Genomic DNA, 17,276 nt, shown 5'->3' with positions numbered 1-17,276 from the left:
ATTGTAGCATACCTGTGTAGCAGCTAAAGCCTTGCACTAAAGTGCATAGTTTTGGACTAGCGGGCTGGGACAATAAAAAATTTTCCCCGTGTCTTCCGCAATAGCAAACGAAATGAGGTACTAGGACGGTGCCCCCTGAGGAAACAGGTGGGTCGGATCGCCAGGACAACAAAAAGGTGTCCTTTTAATCGCCGATAACCTGCTCGATGCCGGCGGCGGTCAATACCCGCTCTGACCATGCCAGCAGCGTCTGCGGGTCGGCGTGCTCGATTTTTCGGCGCACCGCTTCGGGCACGTTTTCGAATTTTAATTGCAGCTGTCGTAGCAGGATCATCGCTTGACCTTCCTGCCTGCCTTCCTGCCTGCCTTCCAACCTGCCCTGCTCGATGAAGCGTTCGGCAAATCGGCTCATAGTCTTTGCCTCGTTGGGATAGTCACGTTGGTATTCAGCCCGTTCATTGTCATCCAGGTCCGCATAGATGTCGATAAAGTCGATATATTTCAGTTGCTTTTCCGGATCGTCTTCGAGATCCACCAGCCCCTTCACGGCACGGGCGTAGGCGTCGATCTTATGTCCCGGTGCATAGCCTGTAAAAGCTGGGGTTCGTTCCTCAACCCAGCTACGACCTACGGTCCTTTTTAGTTTAACAACACAGAAAGCTTGAATGCTAAAACCCCGAGCTTTTCTCGTTCTGCGTACCGCGGGATTTTTAGGTATTCCCTGACTGCTTGTTCAACAGAAGTAATACCGGGAATGAGTTTCTCCGGTGTTTCTGATGTGAGCATTGCATGGAAACTAGGATACTGGTTTACATCAAGAATCTTGACCAGGACCGCTATCTTCGGATTTCTTCGGCTGAAAAAGCTTACGACGTCACCAGCTTGCCACTTTTGAAACATGGGCGTTGCGACTCTTGCCTCGACCGTTTTTTGCCCATCTTGGATGAGACGAATGTATTTCTCCATTAACGTGCATGAATGCTCGCTCATTGTTTTGTTCCTCGACTGGATTTGGACAAAGAAAAACTTAGAACGTACACACCGAGTCGTTCTTTTTCAGGCGGATAAAAGTTCTCCAAAAGCCCTCTGGCTTCGATCACCGATTTCGTATCTGGAACGATGCGTCTGAAGGGTTCAACGCTCAGCATTTCACCAAATGACTGATATATACGAATGTCCGCGACTTTAACCTCAAGCTTATTTGTGTGAGCGTGTAACTCTATCCGCTCCCCAATAGCTATCTTTCGGATAGTCTCGTATCCGACACGAACTTCTAAATCTTTTTCACCGGTTTCTATAGCTTTAAAAAATTTGTCCTTGATCCTCAAAGTTCTGATGGTTTGTTCATTGACGTCATAGCTCCATTGCTGAGTAACAATATCTGGACGATAAGCTGACGGCATCAATGCATTGATTCGCCAATTCAAGCGTTGCAAAAGAATCACTTGAACTGGGGATGGGTTGATATGAATGTATAGCTTGTGGCCATACTCTGCTAGTTGATGAGGTATGTCGATAAGTAGTGCCTCAAATGCGGCGTCGGTCGTTGAGATGAAGGGCATTACCTTGATTGGACTTCCCTTTTTTGGGGTTGCTCCAGCAACGCCGACAATCTCCTTGCGACTGTTCATCGCTGCGTAAATTAGTTTGTACTTAGAATTTACATCTTGCTCGTGGCGCCGGTCATAGCCTGAAAATAGAGAATCAACCCATTTGTCATCGATTCCTTCAAAATCTAATGGGAGGCTATTTAGGAGTATCTCCCTAATACTTGGCCGCAAGTCAACATCCACATCTGAAAGCGGCAGTACGGAAATATGTTGATCGTCTAATTGCGTAACTTCAGCCTTATCCATTAGGGGTTTATAGAACATGTGCTCAGTAATTCCCATTTTATAGTGGCTCAATGAGTTGCCGGCTTGGATGAACCCCTTTCTAACGAAAAATTGCATTGCGGCGATATTTTGTTCCGCCACTGTGCAATAAATTTGCCTTGCTTGATTGTTCCGTGCGTAAGATTCCGCAAATTGAAGCAAAATCGAACCAACGCCGCGTCTACCGCGATTATTGGGATCAACAATTAGCGGGCTAACTTTATAAGTATTCTGCTTCTTGCCTACTATGTGGATCATACCAAGACGCTTATCGCCTTCCTTTGCGATAAACATCTTTTGTTCGTGAGAGAAAAAACCGACACGGTCGGTGCCGCCATCCAGGTGGGCGTCAAAAATGCGCCTGGCATGAGCCCTATGGTCCCCACCGTAGTAGTTTTCCAGCGCAGATTGCATGGTGTCTGATACCCATGCACGGTCAGAAGCAACCGCTTCTACAACTACAATTGATTGGTTGTTCATCAAAAACTCCCCTTGTGGAGAACCACTTACCTTTGCGGGCAATGCGTGGTTCGGGAAAATCAAAATTGTCAGCTTCCACAGAAGCCGTAGCCTGCGCTAGTGCCCAAGAACGCTGAAGTCAAACGCGGGCGCATAACGTTGCAAATCAGCCGACCTAAAAGCGTAGAGCCGACGAAGGAGGCGCGTAGCTTTTTGGGTCGTCTGAATTTGCCTTGTTGGGCGATGACATTACCAGGCCATCTGGCAGAGGAAGAATACTTTCTAGCTCCTCCTTCGATGATTCGCGGTACCTTTTTAGGAAAGCATAATCTTCAAGGAGAACGTCTCTGTTTTGAATGATCTCCTGCTCCATTAGCCTCATAAAGTGAACCACTTTACCGCTGGCATTGATAATATCCAGTGATGTTGCCGGGGTTTCGGTATAAAGAGACCAAATTTTTTTGTTTAGATTTCCTTGTGCCTTGAATAAGTGCTGATGAATTTTAGAAAGTTTAGGGAAATAGAGACGGATATACATAATTATTTTCTTTGTTCTTTTGTGTCCATATAGGTCTAGTTCGTCGATTTCCCGAAGTTTTGAACATGCTTCGTCATTTCCTTCTGCGCACGAATAATACAATTTGAAAAACGAAACATTCTCTTCAGCCATCGTATTTAACAAGAGATATAGTTCTTCGAGTTTTGGAGTTAGGAACCGCGTCTGTTCGCGTTTTTGAGTGAAATATTGTGTTAAACCGAAAACGAGAAGCGCAACAGAGGCAGCAATAACCGCTGACAGGAGCGATATCGCTGCTGAAGGATTATTTTGCACCCACTGTAGAAACTCGCTCATTTCTTACGCCCAACATGCAATAGGCAGCTCTACTGTCTACTGGCTTTGCTGAGAAGAAATCCACCCTAAAGTTATCTTGCCCCTTTGGAATTGATCCCATTCGCGTTCATTTGCGGCTAAAAAAGTACCTCGACAATAGGCGTATCGGTCGCCGGAGTCGCCTCCTCTTCACCTGCCCGCCGCTGGTGACTCAGTGGATATTTCTTTGGCGCCCTCTTCCTCGGATGCTTTATCGTCCGTGGCCGCTGACGATTCGGTAGAAGTATCCTCCACGCTTTCCTCGGCCTCTTCAGGCTTTTTAAGCAGGTCGCTTCGACTCAGGTCGGTCAGGCCCTCGACCACATAGCCGGCGAGGGTGAAGCGCTGGGGTCGGTTGGAGGCCTCGAGTAGGTAGTCGTTGCCTTCCGACAGCTTGGTGATCCGGTAGCGGACGGTCTCGCCATCGGTCAGGGTTGCCTCGAGCGCGAACGGGGTGGATTCGGTATCGATTGCGGGTCCGTCCTCGTCTCCCAGTACCCCGATAAAGTCGATGTTGGTGAGGGTGCGGACCCGATCCTTGACGGCTTGCTGGTCCTGTTCCTCACCCTCGGCCAGGTCCGTGAGCCGCCAGTGGTCGTCGGTGCGTTCCAGGGTCAGTCCTGCGAACGTCAGCCGCTGGACGGCTTCCGGCTTCAGATGGAGCAGGGTCCGGTCGCTCCAGTTATCCGGCTGGTCTGGGGCATCGAAGAGGCCGAGCTCCGCCTCGTAGACGGCCTGATCGCCGTCGGCGCGCACGAACAGGCGCCGAAATCCGGGGGAGTCGCCAAGATAGAGGATCGCGGGCGGGGCCTCGCCGCGCTCCAGTACCAGCTTGCGCTCAAAGGTTTGGGTATCGACCTTGAAGCGCTTCAGGGCCGCTGCCGAGGTGGCCACGGGTAAGCCCTTCCGCAGGCCCGCCAGCTTGGCTAGCAGACCGGTCACCTTATGCTTGGCGGCGGGAAGGTCTTTCAGGGCCGGGATGATCCAGCCGTCGTCGGTCTTGGTCACCAGCACCAGCTCCCCGTCGAGGGACTGGATGCGGATGCCGGTGACCTGTTCCGGATCGAATGCGAGGAGGGGGCCTTGGGACTCGGCGGGTCCCATCTGCTTTCCCCCGACCCCTAACAGGAAGGCGACCAGGAGCTGTAATACCAGCAAGGCGCCGAGGCCGAGGACCAGTGGGGAAAAAAAGGCGCTTCGGCTCCGATTGGTGAGGGAGGCACCGATCTTCGCCTTTTGATCCCCTCTCCCTGAGCCCCCTCGCTGCGCTCGGGGCAGGTTCTCTCCCGGCGGGAGAGGGGCTTCTGCGACACCCTCGGCCGGCGCGGTGTCTCTCTGGATCTCCGTTGTCGTCTGCATGGCTTAGGACCTCCCCGCGGACATGACCGTCTCATAGTGGCTCCGGCGCCGGCGGCGACTGCGCCGATATAGGCCGTAGACGAGGGCGAGACCCGCCAGGGCCAGGGCATAGTTGAGGTATTCCCAGATCATCTGTCCGTGCCGGGTCAAGGGCCTCAGCAGCCGCGAGTACTGGCCGCGGCCGCGTAGGCTCAGCAGCCCGCGGTCCTCCAGGGACCAATCCACGGCGTTTTGGATCAGCTCCAGGGGTTGGGTGTAAAGGGTACGGGTGGCCTCCGTGGCGAGGCCGATGGCCGTGTCCGTCAGGAAGCTGGCGGAGCCGATCAGGATCAGCCGGGCCGCCGGGGGAGAGGTCTCCACCAGGCCGGAGATCGGCGGTTGTGGCGCCGCTTCCGCTGCCGCTTCCACCGGCGCGTCCGGCTCTTCGGTGGGTTCTGCGGCCGCTGCGTCCGCGCCCGCGTCTTCGGATGCCGCTGCCTCCGGTTCGTCCAGCAGGGGTGAGGGCTTGTCGGCGAAGAAGGAGCCAAAACGGCCCTGGACCGCTACCGCCAAGGGCCTGCTGCCCCGGTCGTCGCCCACGGCGAAGCCGAGGGGGCCATGGGTGTCGAAGTCGGGCTGAATGTCCTCGGATGCATCGGTCCAGGAATCCGCCGAGCTCTTCAGCAGCTCGACCACGCGCCGGTCCCGGTTTTTTTCCGGGTCGATCTTCACCGGCGAGGCCCAGTTGAGGGTGATCTGGCCGAGCCCGGAGGTGATGCCGGTCTCCTGATCCAGACCCTCAGCACGGATATCCGGGAAGTAGGGATAGGCGAAGCTCTGGATCTCTTCGACCACAAAACCCGCCACCTGGCGCTGGACGGGGATCGGGAAGGGCGTACTCTGGCGATCCAGCACCAGGGTCGACTCGAGCTCGACGCCCTGGTACGCCAGCCACGCTTCCAGGCCCGTCGGCCGGGAACGGGCCCCGATGGCGTTGCCTCCCAGGTTCAGGTGGTAAGGCGAAGCGGCGAGGATCACGGTCCCTCCCTGCATTAGGAACTGATCGATGGCGAAGACCTGTTTCTCGTCCAGGCTTTCGGGTCCGGCCACCAGCAACAGATCCGCGTCTTCAGGGACGGTGCCCTGGTCGAGCTCTGTCTTCTTCAGGGCCTGGTTGGCCGTCAGGTGCTCCTCCAGGGCGCTGTAGCTCGGGCCGACCGCCGCCCCCATGAAGCCACCACCGGCCTGGGGCGGGGTATAGAGGGCCACCGTCTTGAGGAAACCCGGGGCGAAGCGCTTGATGCCGGCCTCGATGGCCCGTTGCAGCCCGGCCTGGTCGAGCGCCTCGGGGAGGGGGATGGGGACAGCCTGGTCACCGGATTCCAGGACCATATAGAAGTAGAAGGTCCGGGGGTCCAGCAGGCCCAGGACCAGGGGCCGGAAGCCGAAGCGTTCCGCGATCTCCTGCCCCAGGGCGCCGTCACCGGCATCCGGGTCCCGGATGTCGAATGTGAACTTGCCGTTGGCCTTTTCCGCCAGCTCGGTGAGTACCGCTTCCAGTTTTTTCCGCAGACCGGGCAGGGGTTCCGGCAGCTTGTCGGCCGCCGAGATATAGCCGTGAAAATCCACCGGCTTGGTCAGCCCCTGGAAGATGTCGCCGCCACCCCGGTAACCGTAGAGCAGCTTTTTGATGGTCCGGGTGATGTCGTATTCCGGATTGCGCAGGCGCACCTCCAGGTCCCCCGCGCCCGGATCCTTGAGCTCGATGAGGTCACGGAAGCCTAGCTTCTCGTGTTGGCCGCCGTACTGGACCAAGAGGTCGAAATAGGAGTTGACCACGGCCGCCTGGTACTTGCTGGCGGTTTGGAAGGCCACCGGGCGGATGCCATAACGCTCCCCGGCCTCCCGCTCCAACTCGGGCTCCTCCATCGGATCGATGAACTCCACCTGCACCTTGCCACCACCGGCGAGCTCGTATTCCCGCAGCAGGTCGCGGATTTGAGGGACCAGGGGTGCCAACAAGGGATGGGTGCGGGCGCTGAAATAGCCGCGGATCAGCAGGGGCTCGTGGAGCTGGGCCAGGTAGTTGCGGGTGGCCTCGGAGATGGAGTAGATCCGCCCCTGGGTGATATCCGCGCGGGCCCAACCGATCTGGTGTAGCCACAGATTGGCGGCCAGGAGATTGGCCGCGAGCAGCCCGGTGACCAAGGCCCAACGCCGGTGGCGAGCGGGGTGTGCGGTGGCCTCGGCCCAGCGCAGCCGCTCCAGGGCGTAGACATTGAGGGCCAGGAACAGGCCGACGATGCTGAGATAGAAGTAGAGGTCGCGCAGGTCGATGACGCCTCGCGTGATGGATTCGAAGCGCGAGCCGCTACCCAGTAGCTCCAGGACCTCACCACCGCGGTGTCCCAACAGACCCGTCAGCGTCTCCGAGCCCAGGAGGAAGAACAGCCCGCACAGCAGGGTGCTCCCGATGAGGCTGACGATGGGGTTATCCGTGCGGGCGGAGACAAAGAGGCCGATGGCGATGTAGGCCGCCGCCAGCAGCAGGGTGGCGAGATAGGCCCCGAGCACGGGTCCCCAGTCCAGGGGGCCCAGGAACGAGATGGTCATGGGCAAGGGCAGCGTGAGCACCAGGGCCACCGCCACCAGGGCCAGGGCCGCCAGGAATTTGCCCAGCACCAGGCGCAGGGGCGAGACCGGCAGGGTGAACAGGGTCTCCAGGGTGCCGGCGCGGCGCTCCTCACTCCACAGGCGCATGGTCAGCGCCGCTACCAGAAAGATCAGCAGCACCGGCATCCACTCGAACAGGGAGCGGGTGTCCGCCAGGTTACGGGCAAAGAAGGCCTCCACCCAAAAGAAGACGAATAGGTTTACCGCCAGGAAGGCACCGAGAAAGATGTAGGCCACCGGCGAGGCGAAGAAGCCCCACAGCTCCTTGCGGGCGATGGATATGACCTCATGCATGGGACTAGATACCCCGTTTCATCAAAAATTTCCTGTCATCCCGAGCAACGAACCGCACCGAAGAACCACGGATGGACACGGATAAACACGGATTGTGATCCGTGTTTATCCGTGTCTATCCGTGGTTCTAATGCAAGTAAGAACCCCAGATTGAGAACACCCCCTAGGCCTCCTGATGCCGGCTGACCGCGCCGAACAGGGTCTCCAGATCCCGGACCTCCGGTTGCAGGCGGTACAGGTCCCAACCGGCCGTACTCACCGCCCGGGCGACCACAGGCGCCGTGGCCGCCGGGTCGGCGGTATCCAGGGCATAGCGGTAGCGGCCATCCGGGCTCTCGCCATCCGGACTCTCCAGGGGCTCCACGGCGGTTACCGGGTCCAGCGCCATCAGCATCGGGGCCGCTTGCGTGGGGGCCTGCTCCAGGGAGACCAGCAGACGGTTCGGGTTGCTCAGGGCGGCGAGGTCCGAGTCCAGGGCCAGTCGCCCGGCGTGCATGATGAGCACCCGGTCGCAGACCGCTTCGACCTCCTGGAGGATATGGGTCGACAGGATCAGGGTCGCGTGTTCGGTCAGCTCTCGGATTAGGGTCCGCACGTGCTGGATCTGGGACGGATCGAGCCCGTTGGTGGGCTCGTCCAGGATCAGGACGGTCGGCTGATGCAGGATGGCCTGGGCCACACCGACGCGCTGGCGGTAGCCGCGCGAGAGGGTGGCGATGACCTGGTCCGCCTTGGGCGCCAGCTCCGTGCGCTCGATGGCCGCGCGGATCGCGGCGGGACGTTCAGATTCCGGCACCCCATGGAGGGTCGCCTGGTAATCCAGGTAGTCGATCACCGTCATCTCCGGGTACAGGGGGCAGTTCTCCGCTAGATAACCGATACGCTGCTGGACCTTACGCCGTTGCGCGCGGATATCGAGACCCTCGATGCGGATAGCGCCGGCATCCGGCTCCAGGTAACCGGTAAGCATCTTCATGACGGTGGTCTTGCCGGCCCCGTTGTGGCCCAGCAGACCCACGACCTCGGAGCGGCCGATGTCGAACGAGACATCGTCCACCGCCTTCAGGTCGCCATAGCTGCGGGTGAGTCGTCGCACCTCGATCATACACAAGCCCCTTGTCGTTATCTCCGTTGCAGGTGGATTTTGGAAAAACCTCGGAAAAGACCACTGATTTGCGGGGGAGTTCCCAGAGCGAGGATTTTACTCAAAGGTTGCTTTCCAACCCAAGACTTGCGGCTTCCGGTTGCCGGTGATGGTAGCTGATAACCGGGAGAATCATAGGTTGGGCAAAGGCGCGCTGCGTGGTGTGCACCCTGAGCGATATCCTGCTCCGGGACAAGCATGCAGGCTGGGCAAAGACATGCCGTGTGGCGGCGCGCCGTACCCAACATCTTTGTTGGGTACGGCGCCTGCCTGCCGGGAGGTGCTCCTTGTTGATGGGCACGCTGCGCTTGGTGCATCCTACAAACAGTCGCGGTCTGGAAACCTCTGCCGGATAACCGAAACCTTAAAACCATTCTGATGGGCGCTTGCTTTGCCCATCCTACCTACTTTCTGAAAATGCACCAGGAGAATAATCATGCAACCCATCCGCCAGATTCTCGAAGACGCCCCCGACGCCATTCCCGTGCCCGAAGAACTGCGCCACCGCCGGGTGGAGTATATCCTCTGGTCTTTGGATGAGGATGCAGACAAAGCCAAGATGGGTACCGTATCGTCAGATTACGAACGCAGCCGTGTGGACCGGATAGAGATTCCCTCCAGGAAAGAGCGCAATGCCCGCCGCTGAATTCGTCGATACCAACATCTGGGTGTACGCACACCTGGACGCCCCGGACGATCCCCGCTCCGAAAGGGCCTGGTTATTCATCCACCGCCTGGGCAGACCAGTGATCAGTGCCCAGGTGGTCGCCGAGTATTTCAACGTCATGCGCCGTAACGGAGAAGACGAGGAAAGGTTGCACCGGAATATCGCCCGTATGTTGGATCGCTGTGCCGTCCAGCCACTGGATGTCGCCGCGATTCGTCGCACGCTCGTCATTCGCGGCCGTTACGGCCTTTCCATCTGGGACAGCCAGATCGCCACCGCCGCCCTTGAGGCGGGCTGTAGTACACTCTATACGAAAGACCTGCAACACGGCCAACGGATTGAATCGCTGGAAATTATCAATCCTTTGCAAGGATGAACTGGACGTACCTCCTCCCAGCGGACTACCGTGTTCACATGTATCGACTCCCACAATATATCTCGGAGAAAACATGATGACCAACTACGAAATAGCAAACTTGTCCATAATGGCGGCCAGTGCATTGTTTGTCAGCATCAGTCTCATCTACCTTTCTCGACAACTCAAGCTCTTTGTGGCGGCCCATGCCGACAACCACAAATGGAATCGGTGTATCGAAACACAACGGGCTTTAGGTAAAACACGGGAAATAAATATGGATGCCTTAAATGATAGATTTGGATTCGTAAACAGAAAAGACCCCATTCCTCCTAATGAAATCCTTGATGCTTTCAATGACGACTATTCGCTTCAGTTAATACTGCATAAGCTGTTGAATTTCTATGAGGGCTTGGCGATTGGCGTGTTTATGGGAATATATGATGTGGAAGTTATTAAAGCACATAGGCGTGGCGCAATGGAAAGAACGTTTGTAAATTTCAAGAACTATATAGAGCACAGGCGAAATCAAATCAGCAAAACACTCTGGACCGCTTACGAGCGATTGATAAAGAAATGGGAGGATGAGTCGTTGAAGGGCTTTGATAGATAGAGAGCCAATGGGAGATCTTTCAAAATCGGCTGTGCGGTGGCATAAATCAAGGGTAAAATAGGTAATAAGCTACCGTTCATGCGAACCTACACCGGTCATAGGTGGTAGGGTCCGCTGTGCGGACCGATGAATGTACCCTGTATCTGCCGGAGTAGTGGCCCGACACCAAATCGTCGTACCCTATTCGACATCCACCCGTGAGGCGGCCGACATGAATACCTACAAGACCTACGTCCATAGTGACGCTTCCGGCCGGGTGGTGCTGGAGGGGTTACCGTTCCCGGCTGGCTCGCTGCTGGAGGTACTGGTGGTGGATCAAAGCCATCAACCCGAAGAACGGGTAGAGAGCTGGCGGGCGCTGATGCGCCATGTCCAGGGGCTTCCCCAATCTAAAGCCCTTGCCGACGAAGAGATTGCCAGTGAGATTGACGCCCAACGGAGCGGCCAATCATGAAGGTAGTCATCGACACCAATATTCTGGTATCAGCGGTGATTCGGGACCGCCTGCCGGAACGGGTGCTGCTTTGGTGTCTGGGCGATCCCGATGTGGAATGGCTGGTCACCCCGTCGTACTGGCGGAGTACAGCGCCGTGATCCAACGGCCCAAGTTCGCGCTTCCCAAGGTGACGATGACTTGGTGGATCGAGCTGCTGACGGCGGATACTCGCGTCATTCAGCCGACAATCACCCTTGATTTTCCACGCGACCTCGATGATGCGCCCTTTCTGATTTGTGCGGCATCGGGCAAAGCCGATTACCTGATTACCGGGGACAGAGATTTCACCGAGGCGCAGGCGCTGCTTCAAACACGTATCGTCAGCGTGAGGCAGTTCGCCGAGACCATTGCGCCACAAACGCTGACGAGAGAATAGCCAGGGAAACACACCTTGCCGGAACCAGGATATACGGATGCGCATAGAGTCGAGAGGCCATCCGCTTCAGTCACCCACAGGGAGGGGTGGATTCCGGGATTGATTGTCGAAATGTAGAAATTGCCGGCCGGGGGAACGGTCAATGAAGGACCTCCTGAAAAACATCCGGGAATTGATCCTCTCCGCCCGCACAGCGGTGGTCCATTCCGTAGACCTCATCCAGGTGCTGACCAACTTCGAGATCGGACGGCGCATTGTCGAGCACGAGCAACAAGGATCAAAACGGGCGGAGTATGGTAAAGCGCTGCTCAAGGCGCTCTCCGCGGAGTTGACGGCGGAGTTCGGGCGGGGCTTCTCCCGTTCCAACCTGGAGTACATGCGTAGGTTCTACTTGACCTATCAGGACAGAACGCTCCGGATTGCGCAGGCACAGTCAGCGATATTTCCACCCGATGGAAAATCCCAGATGCCATCTGGGAAATTCCCCGGCACTTCAAAATCCCAGATACCATCTGGGAAATTGGTCGCGCCCTTCAGGCTGAGCTGGTCGCAATACGTCTTCCTGACCTCCATCGACAACCTGGATGAGCGCCGCTTCTACGAAATCGAGGCGGACTCCAACGACTGGTCTCTGTCGGAACTCAAATGCCAGTTTAACTCCGGCCTCTACGAACGGCTTGCTTTGAGCCGCGACAAGGATGGCGTCCGCAAGCTGGCGGCGGAAGGGCAGATCGTGGCCCAGCCCGAAGATCTGCTCAAGGAGCCCTATGTGCTGGAGTTTCTCGGCCTCGACGAACAGGCGAAATATTCGGAATCCGACCTCGAAACCGCCATCATCGATAAGCTCGAACACTTCCTGCTGGAGCTGGGCAAGGGCTTCCTCTTCGAGGCCCGGCAGAAGCGCTTCACCTTCGACGAGGAGCATTTCTTCGTCGATCTGGTCCTTTACAACCGCCTGCTGCGCTGCTACGTGCTCATCGACCTCAAGATCGGCAAGCTGACCCACCAGCACCTGGGCCAGATGCAGATGTACGTCAACTACTTCGACCGCTTCGTGAAGCTCGATGACGAACACCCGACCGTCGGGATCATCCGCTGCCGGAAGAAGCACGACGCCCTGGTGGAAATCACCCTGCCCGAGGACGCCAACATCCACGCCCAGGAGTACCGGCTCTACCTGCCGGACAAGGAGCTGTTGCGGCAAAAGCTGGTGGAATGGGGCGAAGAGGCGGAGAGGAATCGCGGATGAGGCGATCTGGAGAGCCGTCTCGACAATACCTTCCGGGAGAAGCTGTGGGCATGGCGCAGAAGGTCATCCGGATTCCAACCCTGAACGACGGTCCGCACGATTTCGCACGGCTGTTCGGGATCTGGAGTGAGACGAATGACTACTTCGAGGATATTCGTTTCGACTTTTCCCATTGTAATTTTCTGCGGCCCAATGCCGTTGCTTTTCTCGGCGGTCTGGCGCGGTTGATCCAATCGCGGTGGAAAACGGTCACCTTCGACCGGAGTACGCTTCACCACAGCGCGGTCATGGCCAATCTTTGCCAGAACGGATTTGCAGGTACGTTTGCCTACCCATCTTCAGGATGGGACGGCAATTCCATTCCGTATCGCGAAGATAAGGCACTCGATATGAATGGAATTATGGATTATCTGACTTACAACTGGATCGGCAAGGGTTGGGTGCATGTCAGTGATCGGCTGCGTGACGCTATTGCTGGGCGCATGTGGGAAATTTACAGCAATGCTTTTGAACACAGCGGTACGGAGATCGGCGTCTTTTCCTGTGGTCAGCATTACCGGAGGCAAAACAACCTGATCCTTTCCGCCGTTGATTTTGGTCGAGGAATCCCCGCTAACGTGCGCTTTTTTCTCCGCCAACATGTGGAAGATGCCTTGGTGTCAAAACTATCGGGAGCTGCCTGCCTGAAATGGGCCTTTGAGCGCGGCAACAGTACCTGCACAGGCGGTGTCGCCCGAGGTCTGGGCCTAGACTTGCTCAAGGAGTTCGTCCGGCTCAATCAGGGCAAATTGGAGATTTACAGTAACGATGGCTATGCCATTGTCGATAAAGACGGCGAACGGTACGAAAATCGCGATTTTGCCTTTGAAGGCACGGTGATGCACATCACCCTGCGCTGTGACGAGAACCTCTACCGGTTCCGTGACGAGGCCGAATAGCCCTTAGAAAGAGAACAGAACCATGAAACTATCCATCAAGGACCAGATCGGCCCTCGCGGCATCATCAGGGAGGACGGGCAAAAGATTTACGACGCCATCCGTGGCGCGTTGCAAAACGGTGAAACCGTTACCCTCGACTTCGCGGGGGTAAACCAGTTCGCCTCGCCCTTTTTCAACTTCGCGATTGGCCAGTTGTTGAAGGACATCGCCGAGGCCGACCTGCGCCGCCTGCTGCAGATCGAGCATCTCAACGAGACCGGCAGGCTGGTGGTCGAACGGGTTATCGAAAACGCCGCCAAATATCACGGTGACAAGGATTACCGCAAAATCGTCGATGACATTTTGGAACAGCAGGCCAGGGAGTCGGGCTGATGGCGATCAACTATACCGTGCAAGCCGATGTGGTCGACATCACCGCCGATACCCCCGGGGCCGAGGATGCGTTTCTGGTGGACACCAATGTCTGGTACTGGTTGACCTATTCCAGGGCCAGCCAGAGCGCACGCCCCCCAGCTGATTATCAGACCTCCAATTATCCCATCTATACCAAGGCCGCTCTCGGCGCGGGTGCGCGAATTTTCCAATCCGGGCTGAGTTTGGCGGAACTGACCCATCTTATCGAAAAAGCAGAACGTGAAATTTACGAAGTCGCCAACGGCCAGATCGGCACCAAAGAATATCGTCATAATCTCCCTGCCGAAAGGGCACGCATGTTTGCGGAGGTTCAGGCTGCATGCGGGCTCGTTACTATACTTGCCGAGCCATTGACCGTCACCATCGACGCGCCCACGGCCAACGCCGCACTGAACCGTCTGCAAACCGAAAAGGTCGATGGCTATGATCTCTTTATCCTCGAATCCATGCGAAGCCATGGCGTGGTGCAGGTCATCACCGATGATGGCGATTTCGCCACGGTTCCCTGTATTCAGGTCTTCACCGCCAACCGCAATGTCATTCGGGCGGCCCGCGCCCAAAGGAGGCTGATCACCCGATGACCGCGCCTTCCAGCCTGAATTCACCCTCACCCACCGGCAGGCTGTGACAAAGCTGTGACACCGGCAATGGATGGCGACCTTTCAGGCAATCAGGGAGCTGGTACAGGTTATCAGCCACCCTACACCATCACCCCGGAGATCCTGAATCGGGTCGCCGAAATCAGCGAGGCTGTCGGGCGGCTGACCGTGCTCGCCGATCAGGCCAGGGTACTGCGACTGCGGCGCATCAACCGCATCCGCACTATTCGCGGTTCACTGGCCATCGAGGGCAACACCCTGAACGAAGCGCAGATTACCGCGATTCTGGAGGGCAAGCGGGTCATCGCCCCGCCCCGCGAGGTGCAGGAGGTGAGAAACGCCTTGGTCGCATACGATCGTTTCGAGCGCTGGCGGCCAGAGACGGAAAAGGATCTGCTGGAAGCGCATCGCACTCTGATGTCGGGGTTGATCGACGAGGCCGGAATGTACCGGCGCGGTGGCGTGGGGGTCATGGCGGACAGTCAGGTGATCCACATGGCTCCCCCGGCGGACCGGGTGCCACAATTGATGGGCGACCTGTTGCGATGGCTGGCCACAACCGATACGCATCCGTTCATCGCCAGCTCGGTCTTTCACTACGAATTCGAGTTCATCCACCCCTTTGCCGATGGCAATGGTCGCATGGGGCGGTTGTGGCAGGGCCTGATTCTGGCCCGCTGGAATCCCCTGTTCGCGGATATTCCGGTGGAAAGCCTGGTCTTCGAGCACCAGGCCAAGTATTATCAGGCGTTGCAGGAGAGCACCGACCAAACCGACTCCGCGCCCTTCATCACCTTCATGCTGCGGAGGATCTTGGATGCCGTAATGATCTCCGACCTCCAAGTTACCCCCCAAGTCACCCCCCAAGTCACCCCCCAAGTCGGGGAGTTGCTTTCAGTGATCCAGGGAGAAATGACTCGCGAGGCGCTGCAAACCGCCCTCGGCCTGCTGGATCGCAAATCCTTCCACGAGCGCTACCTCAAACCGGCCCTGGACGATGGCTCGATTGCCATGACCATCCCCGACAAGCCCAACAGCCGCCTGCAAAAATACCGCCTGACCGACAAAGGCCGCCAGTGGTTGGCACAGCATAGCGGGGGCTGAGTGGATCCCCGGAAAAGCTCCCAGGCTTGGGATGTGGTATAGGATTGCACCCGGTCCGACATCGACGCTCGAGCCACGGGTACTGTCCTAGGGCCGTGAACTTCCCGGATGGTTTTTTGGCGTACTCGACAACCTGCTAATGGAAATCTCCCAATGAACCAATCGGTATCCGCAACGGCCGTCGCGGATTTTCTGAGGCGACCGCGGCCCCTGGCCCTACGGTGCGGTGTCCAACACTATGCCTGGGGCGATCTGGATTACATCCCCGAGCTGATCGGTGTTCCGAACCGGGAGCGCAGCCCCTACGCGGAGCTCTGGATCGGTGCCCATGCCGACTTGCCCGCGGTGGCCCGGGTGGGCGCTTCGGAGGTGCCCTTGCCACTGCTATTGCGCGGTGCTGCGGAGGTGGTGTTGGACCGGAAGGATGCCGAGCGGTTCGGCGGCAGGCTGCCGTTTCTGCTGAAGATCCTGGCCGCTGCTCAGCCCCTCTCGATCCAGGCCCACCCCGATAAACGGCAGGCGCAGGCAGGCTTCGAGCGCGAGAATCGGCTGGGTATCCGCTCGGACGCCCCGAACCGCAACTATCATGACAACAACCACAAGCCCGAGCTGATTGTGGCCTTGACCGAGTTTTATGCCTTGTGCGGTTTTCGTCCGCTGGATGAGCTCGGTGCCGTCTTGGCATCGGTCCCGGAGCTTAGTGACCTGGCGGCCGATGATCGCCCGACCAGGGAGTCCCTGATAGACCTCTACACGCGGGTCATGCGCATGGACCAGACCGAGGTCGACGCCATCCTTACGCCCTTGGTGCGGCGGTTGCAGGAGGAAACTGCCCGCCAGGCATTCTCCAAGGAACAAACGGAATACTGGGTCTTGCAGGCGGATTCCGTGTTTTCGAACGACGGCCACCGGGACAGAGGGCTGTTTTCCCTGTTTCTCCTGAATCTGGTGCATCTGCTGCCCGGGGAGGCGATGTACCTCCCTGCCGGCGAGCTCCATGCCTACCTCCAGGGGGCCGGGGTGGAGATCATGGCCAACTCCAACAATGTGCTGCGCGGTGGGCTGACGGCCAAGCACACGGATGTGGACGAGCTGCTGCGGATCTTGACCTTCGACGCCGGCAAGGTAAAGGTCATGGGGAAGGGACTGGGACCCGCGGAGGAACGGGTGGTTTATGAGACCCCGTCCCAGGAGTTCATACTTTCGCGCCTGCGGATAACCGCCGCGCGGCCCTATGCAAGTGCGGCCGGCCATAGTCCGGCGCTGGGTGTGGTGATCCAAGGCGAGGTGGCCGTCTCGGCCACAGGTCTTGAAGGGGGCCTCGAGGGACTCGAGCTCGGGCGCGGAGGCGTGTTCCTGGTCCCGCACGGACTGGACTACCGGATTTCCTGCTCTATTTCCCGCTCTGGGGAAGCCGTGGTCTTCATGGCCGGCATACCCAGGGGTTGACCCGCCCGGCTGAGGTCGGTTTCATTGTGGCAACGGGTCGATGGCGAATTCTTTCACAGTCTCTCCGGCGTGGAAGCCAATCCTGACGCACCAGCGTCACGAGATACGCGCCGCTGGAGCGTGGGAACGAGCCACAGATAGCGATTCTAGCAGGGTCGATGCGCCTCGCGGTGGTGGGGTGGATCCTGTCGGATCAGATCTGGAGGAGATAGCCTACTTAGTCCAGCTATTGCGCTAGACTGATATAAATGTAGCGCCAGAAAAATGGATGTCAGTCCATTTCATCTGTTATACGTGAAATTCAACCTTAGGAGAAAACACATGACTGATCTTAGAAAAGGTTACGATCCAGAATTTCTGGG

At 57.6% G+C, this 17,276-nt stretch carries 19 protein-coding genes; 12 read left to right on the top strand and 7 right to left on the bottom strand.

The window, feature by feature from the left end; translation table 11 throughout:
- Positions 1-184: 184 nt before the first annotated feature.
- From BQ17_RS11820 to BQ17_RS11790, 7 genes are all read right to left on the bottom strand, one after another.
- Complete coding sequence (locus tag BQ17_RS11820; RefSeq protein WP_256091561.1) at positions 185-535, bottom strand: DUF4351 domain-containing protein; 351 nt, start codon at positions 533-535, stop codon at positions 185-187.
- Positions 536-639: 104 nt separating this feature from the next.
- Positions 640-990, bottom strand: a complete 351-nt coding sequence (locus tag BQ17_RS11815; protein WP_089727303.1) for an ASCH domain-containing protein — start codon at positions 988-990, stop codon at positions 640-642.
- On the bottom strand, positions 987-2,354 hold the full coding sequence (locus BQ17_RS11810; protein WP_089727301.1) for a GNAT family N-acetyltransferase: 1,368 nt from the start codon (positions 2,352-2,354) through the stop codon (positions 987-989). The genes BQ17_RS11815 and BQ17_RS11810 overlap by 4 nt, the downstream gene beginning before the upstream one ends.
- A gap of 154 nt (positions 2,355-2,508) precedes the next feature.
- On the bottom strand, positions 2,509-3,186 hold the full coding sequence (locus BQ17_RS11805) for a hypothetical protein (RefSeq protein ID WP_089727299.1): 678 nt from the start codon (positions 3,184-3,186) through the stop codon (positions 2,509-2,511).
- A 168-nt stretch (positions 3,187-3,354) separates the two neighbouring features.
- Entirely contained in the window at positions 3,355-4,563 is a 1,209-nt protein-coding gene (locus BQ17_RS11800) for a DUF4340 domain-containing protein (RefSeq protein ID WP_089727298.1), read from the bottom strand.
- A gap of 3 nt (positions 4,564-4,566) precedes the next feature.
- Positions 4,567-7,509, bottom strand: coding sequence for a Gldg family protein (locus BQ17_RS11795; protein ID WP_089727296.1), 2,943 nt, complete (start codon positions 7,507-7,509; stop codon positions 4,567-4,569).
- A gap of 163 nt (positions 7,510-7,672) precedes the next feature.
- The gene (locus tag BQ17_RS11790; protein WP_089727294.1) at positions 7,673-8,614 is read right to left on the bottom strand and encodes an ABC transporter ATP-binding protein; all 942 of its coding nucleotides are present in this window, start codon (positions 8,612-8,614) and stop codon (positions 7,673-7,675) included.
- Between the two features lie 475 nt (positions 8,615-9,089).
- Between BQ17_RS11790 and BQ17_RS11785 the strand changes: the two genes are divergently transcribed.
- From BQ17_RS11785 to manA, 12 genes are all read left to right on the top strand, one after another.
- Complete coding sequence (locus BQ17_RS11785) at positions 9,090-9,299, top strand: hypothetical protein (protein ID WP_089727292.1); 210 nt, start codon at positions 9,090-9,092, stop codon at positions 9,297-9,299.
- Complete coding sequence (locus BQ17_RS11780; RefSeq protein ID WP_089727290.1) at positions 9,286-9,696, top strand: PIN domain-containing protein; 411 nt, start codon at positions 9,286-9,288, stop codon at positions 9,694-9,696. The genes BQ17_RS11785 and BQ17_RS11780 overlap by 14 nt, the downstream gene beginning before the upstream one ends.
- Positions 9,697-9,769: 73 nt before the next feature.
- On the top strand, positions 9,770-10,288 hold the full coding sequence (locus BQ17_RS11775; protein ID WP_089727287.1) for a DUF4760 domain-containing protein: 519 nt from the start codon (positions 9,770-9,772) through the stop codon (positions 10,286-10,288).
- Positions 10,289-10,418: 130 nt separating this feature from the next.
- Positions 10,419-10,742 carry a hypothetical protein gene (locus BQ17_RS11770; protein WP_256091560.1) on the top strand — a complete coding sequence of 108 codons (324 nt, stop codon included), beginning with the start codon at positions 10,419-10,421 and terminating at the stop codon, positions 10,740-10,742.
- Entirely contained in the window at positions 10,739-10,882 is a 144-nt protein-coding gene (locus BQ17_RS23415; protein WP_256091559.1) for a hypothetical protein, read from the top strand. Before BQ17_RS11770 ends, BQ17_RS23415 begins: the two co-directional genes overlap by 4 nt.
- The gene (locus tag BQ17_RS11765; RefSeq protein ID WP_256091558.1) at positions 10,879-11,160 is read left to right on the top strand and encodes a putative toxin-antitoxin system toxin component, PIN family; all 282 of its coding nucleotides are present in this window, start codon (positions 10,879-10,881) and stop codon (positions 11,158-11,160) included. Before BQ17_RS23415 ends, BQ17_RS11765 begins: the two co-directional genes overlap by 4 nt.
- A 142-nt stretch (positions 11,161-11,302) precedes the next feature.
- Entirely contained in the window at positions 11,303-12,409 is a 1,107-nt protein-coding gene (locus BQ17_RS11760; protein ID WP_089727285.1) for a PDDEXK nuclease domain-containing protein, read from the top strand.
- A gap of 50 nt (positions 12,410-12,459) precedes the next feature.
- Complete coding sequence (locus BQ17_RS11755; protein ID WP_089727283.1) at positions 12,460-13,347, top strand: histidine kinase; 888 nt, start codon at positions 12,460-12,462, stop codon at positions 13,345-13,347.
- A gap of 22 nt (positions 13,348-13,369) precedes the next feature.
- Positions 13,370-13,720, top strand: a complete 351-nt coding sequence (locus BQ17_RS11750) for an STAS-like domain-containing protein (RefSeq protein WP_089727281.1) — start codon at positions 13,370-13,372, stop codon at positions 13,718-13,720.
- On the top strand, positions 13,720-14,343 hold the full coding sequence (locus tag BQ17_RS11745; RefSeq protein ID WP_089727279.1) for a PIN domain-containing protein: 624 nt from the start codon (positions 13,720-13,722) through the stop codon (positions 14,341-14,343). Before BQ17_RS11750 ends, BQ17_RS11745 begins: the two co-directional genes overlap by 1 nt.
- 54 nt (positions 14,344-14,397) lie before the next feature.
- Positions 14,398-15,465 carry a Fic family protein gene (locus BQ17_RS11740; RefSeq protein WP_256091557.1) on the top strand — a complete coding sequence of 356 codons (1,068 nt, stop codon included), beginning with the start codon at positions 14,398-14,400 and terminating at the stop codon, positions 15,463-15,465.
- A gap of 153 nt (positions 15,466-15,618) precedes the next feature.
- Positions 15,619-16,914 carry a mannose-6-phosphate isomerase, class I gene (gene manA / locus BQ17_RS11735; protein ID WP_176722400.1) on the top strand — a complete coding sequence of 432 codons (1,296 nt, stop codon included), beginning with the start codon at positions 15,619-15,621 and terminating at the stop codon, positions 16,912-16,914.
- Positions 16,915-17,276 lie beyond the last annotated feature (362 nt).

The organism is Candidatus Thiosymbion oneisti (assembly GCF_900092655.1).
Taxonomy (GTDB): domain Bacteria; phylum Pseudomonadota; class Gammaproteobacteria; order Chromatiales; family Chromatiaceae; genus Thiosymbion; species Thiosymbion oneisti.
Note: the sequence above shows the minus strand (reverse complement) of the source record. Positions and strands in the feature narration are given on the sequence as shown.

Bases quoted from the DNA above. Each gene is read 5' to 3' on its own strand.
- BQ17_RS23415 (WP_256091559.1), top strand. From the start codon at position 10,739: ATGAAGGTAGTCATCGACACCAATATTCTGGTATCAGCGGTGATTCGG.
- BQ17_RS11760 (WP_089727285.1), top strand. From the start codon at position 11,303: ATGAAGGACCTCCTGAAAAACATCCGGGAATTGATCCTCTCCGCCCGC.
- manA (WP_176722400.1), top strand. From the start codon at position 15,619: ATGAACCAATCGGTATCCGCAACGGCCGTCGCGGATTTTCTGAGGCGA.
- BQ17_RS11745 (WP_089727279.1), top strand. From the start codon at position 13,720: ATGGCGATCAACTATACCGTGCAAGCCGATGTGGTCGACATCACCGCC.
- BQ17_RS11770 (WP_256091560.1), top strand. From the start codon at position 10,419: ATGTACCCTGTATCTGCCGGAGTAGTGGCCCGACACCAAATCGTCGTA.
- BQ17_RS11795 (WP_089727296.1), bottom strand. From the start codon at position 7,509: ATGCATGAGGTCATATCCATCGCCCGCAAGGAGCTGTGGGGCTTCTTC.
- BQ17_RS11755 (WP_089727283.1), top strand. From the start codon at position 12,460: ATGGCGCAGAAGGTCATCCGGATTCCAACCCTGAACGACGGTCCGCAC.
- BQ17_RS11780 (WP_089727290.1), top strand. From the start codon at position 9,286: ATGCCCGCCGCTGAATTCGTCGATACCAACATCTGGGTGTACGCACAC.
- BQ17_RS11790 (WP_089727294.1), bottom strand. From the start codon at position 8,614: ATGATCGAGGTGCGACGACTCACCCGCAGCTATGGCGACCTGAAGGCG.
- BQ17_RS11805 (WP_089727299.1), bottom strand. From the start codon at position 3,186: ATGAGCGAGTTTCTACAGTGGGTGCAAAATAATCCTTCAGCAGCGATA.
- BQ17_RS11815 (WP_089727303.1), bottom strand. From the start codon at position 990: ATGAGCGAGCATTCATGCACGTTAATGGAGAAATACATTCGTCTCATC.
- BQ17_RS11810 (WP_089727301.1), bottom strand. From the start codon at position 2,354: ATGAACAACCAATCAATTGTAGTTGTAGAAGCGGTTGCTTCTGACCGT.
- BQ17_RS11750 (WP_089727281.1), top strand. From the start codon at position 13,370: ATGAAACTATCCATCAAGGACCAGATCGGCCCTCGCGGCATCATCAGG.
- BQ17_RS11800 (WP_089727298.1), bottom strand. From the start codon at position 4,563: ATGCAGACGACAACGGAGATCCAGAGAGACACCGCGCCGGCCGAGGGT.
- BQ17_RS11775 (WP_089727287.1), top strand. From the start codon at position 9,770: ATGATGACCAACTACGAAATAGCAAACTTGTCCATAATGGCGGCCAGT.
- BQ17_RS11785 (WP_089727292.1), top strand. From the start codon at position 9,090: ATGCAACCCATCCGCCAGATTCTCGAAGACGCCCCCGACGCCATTCCC.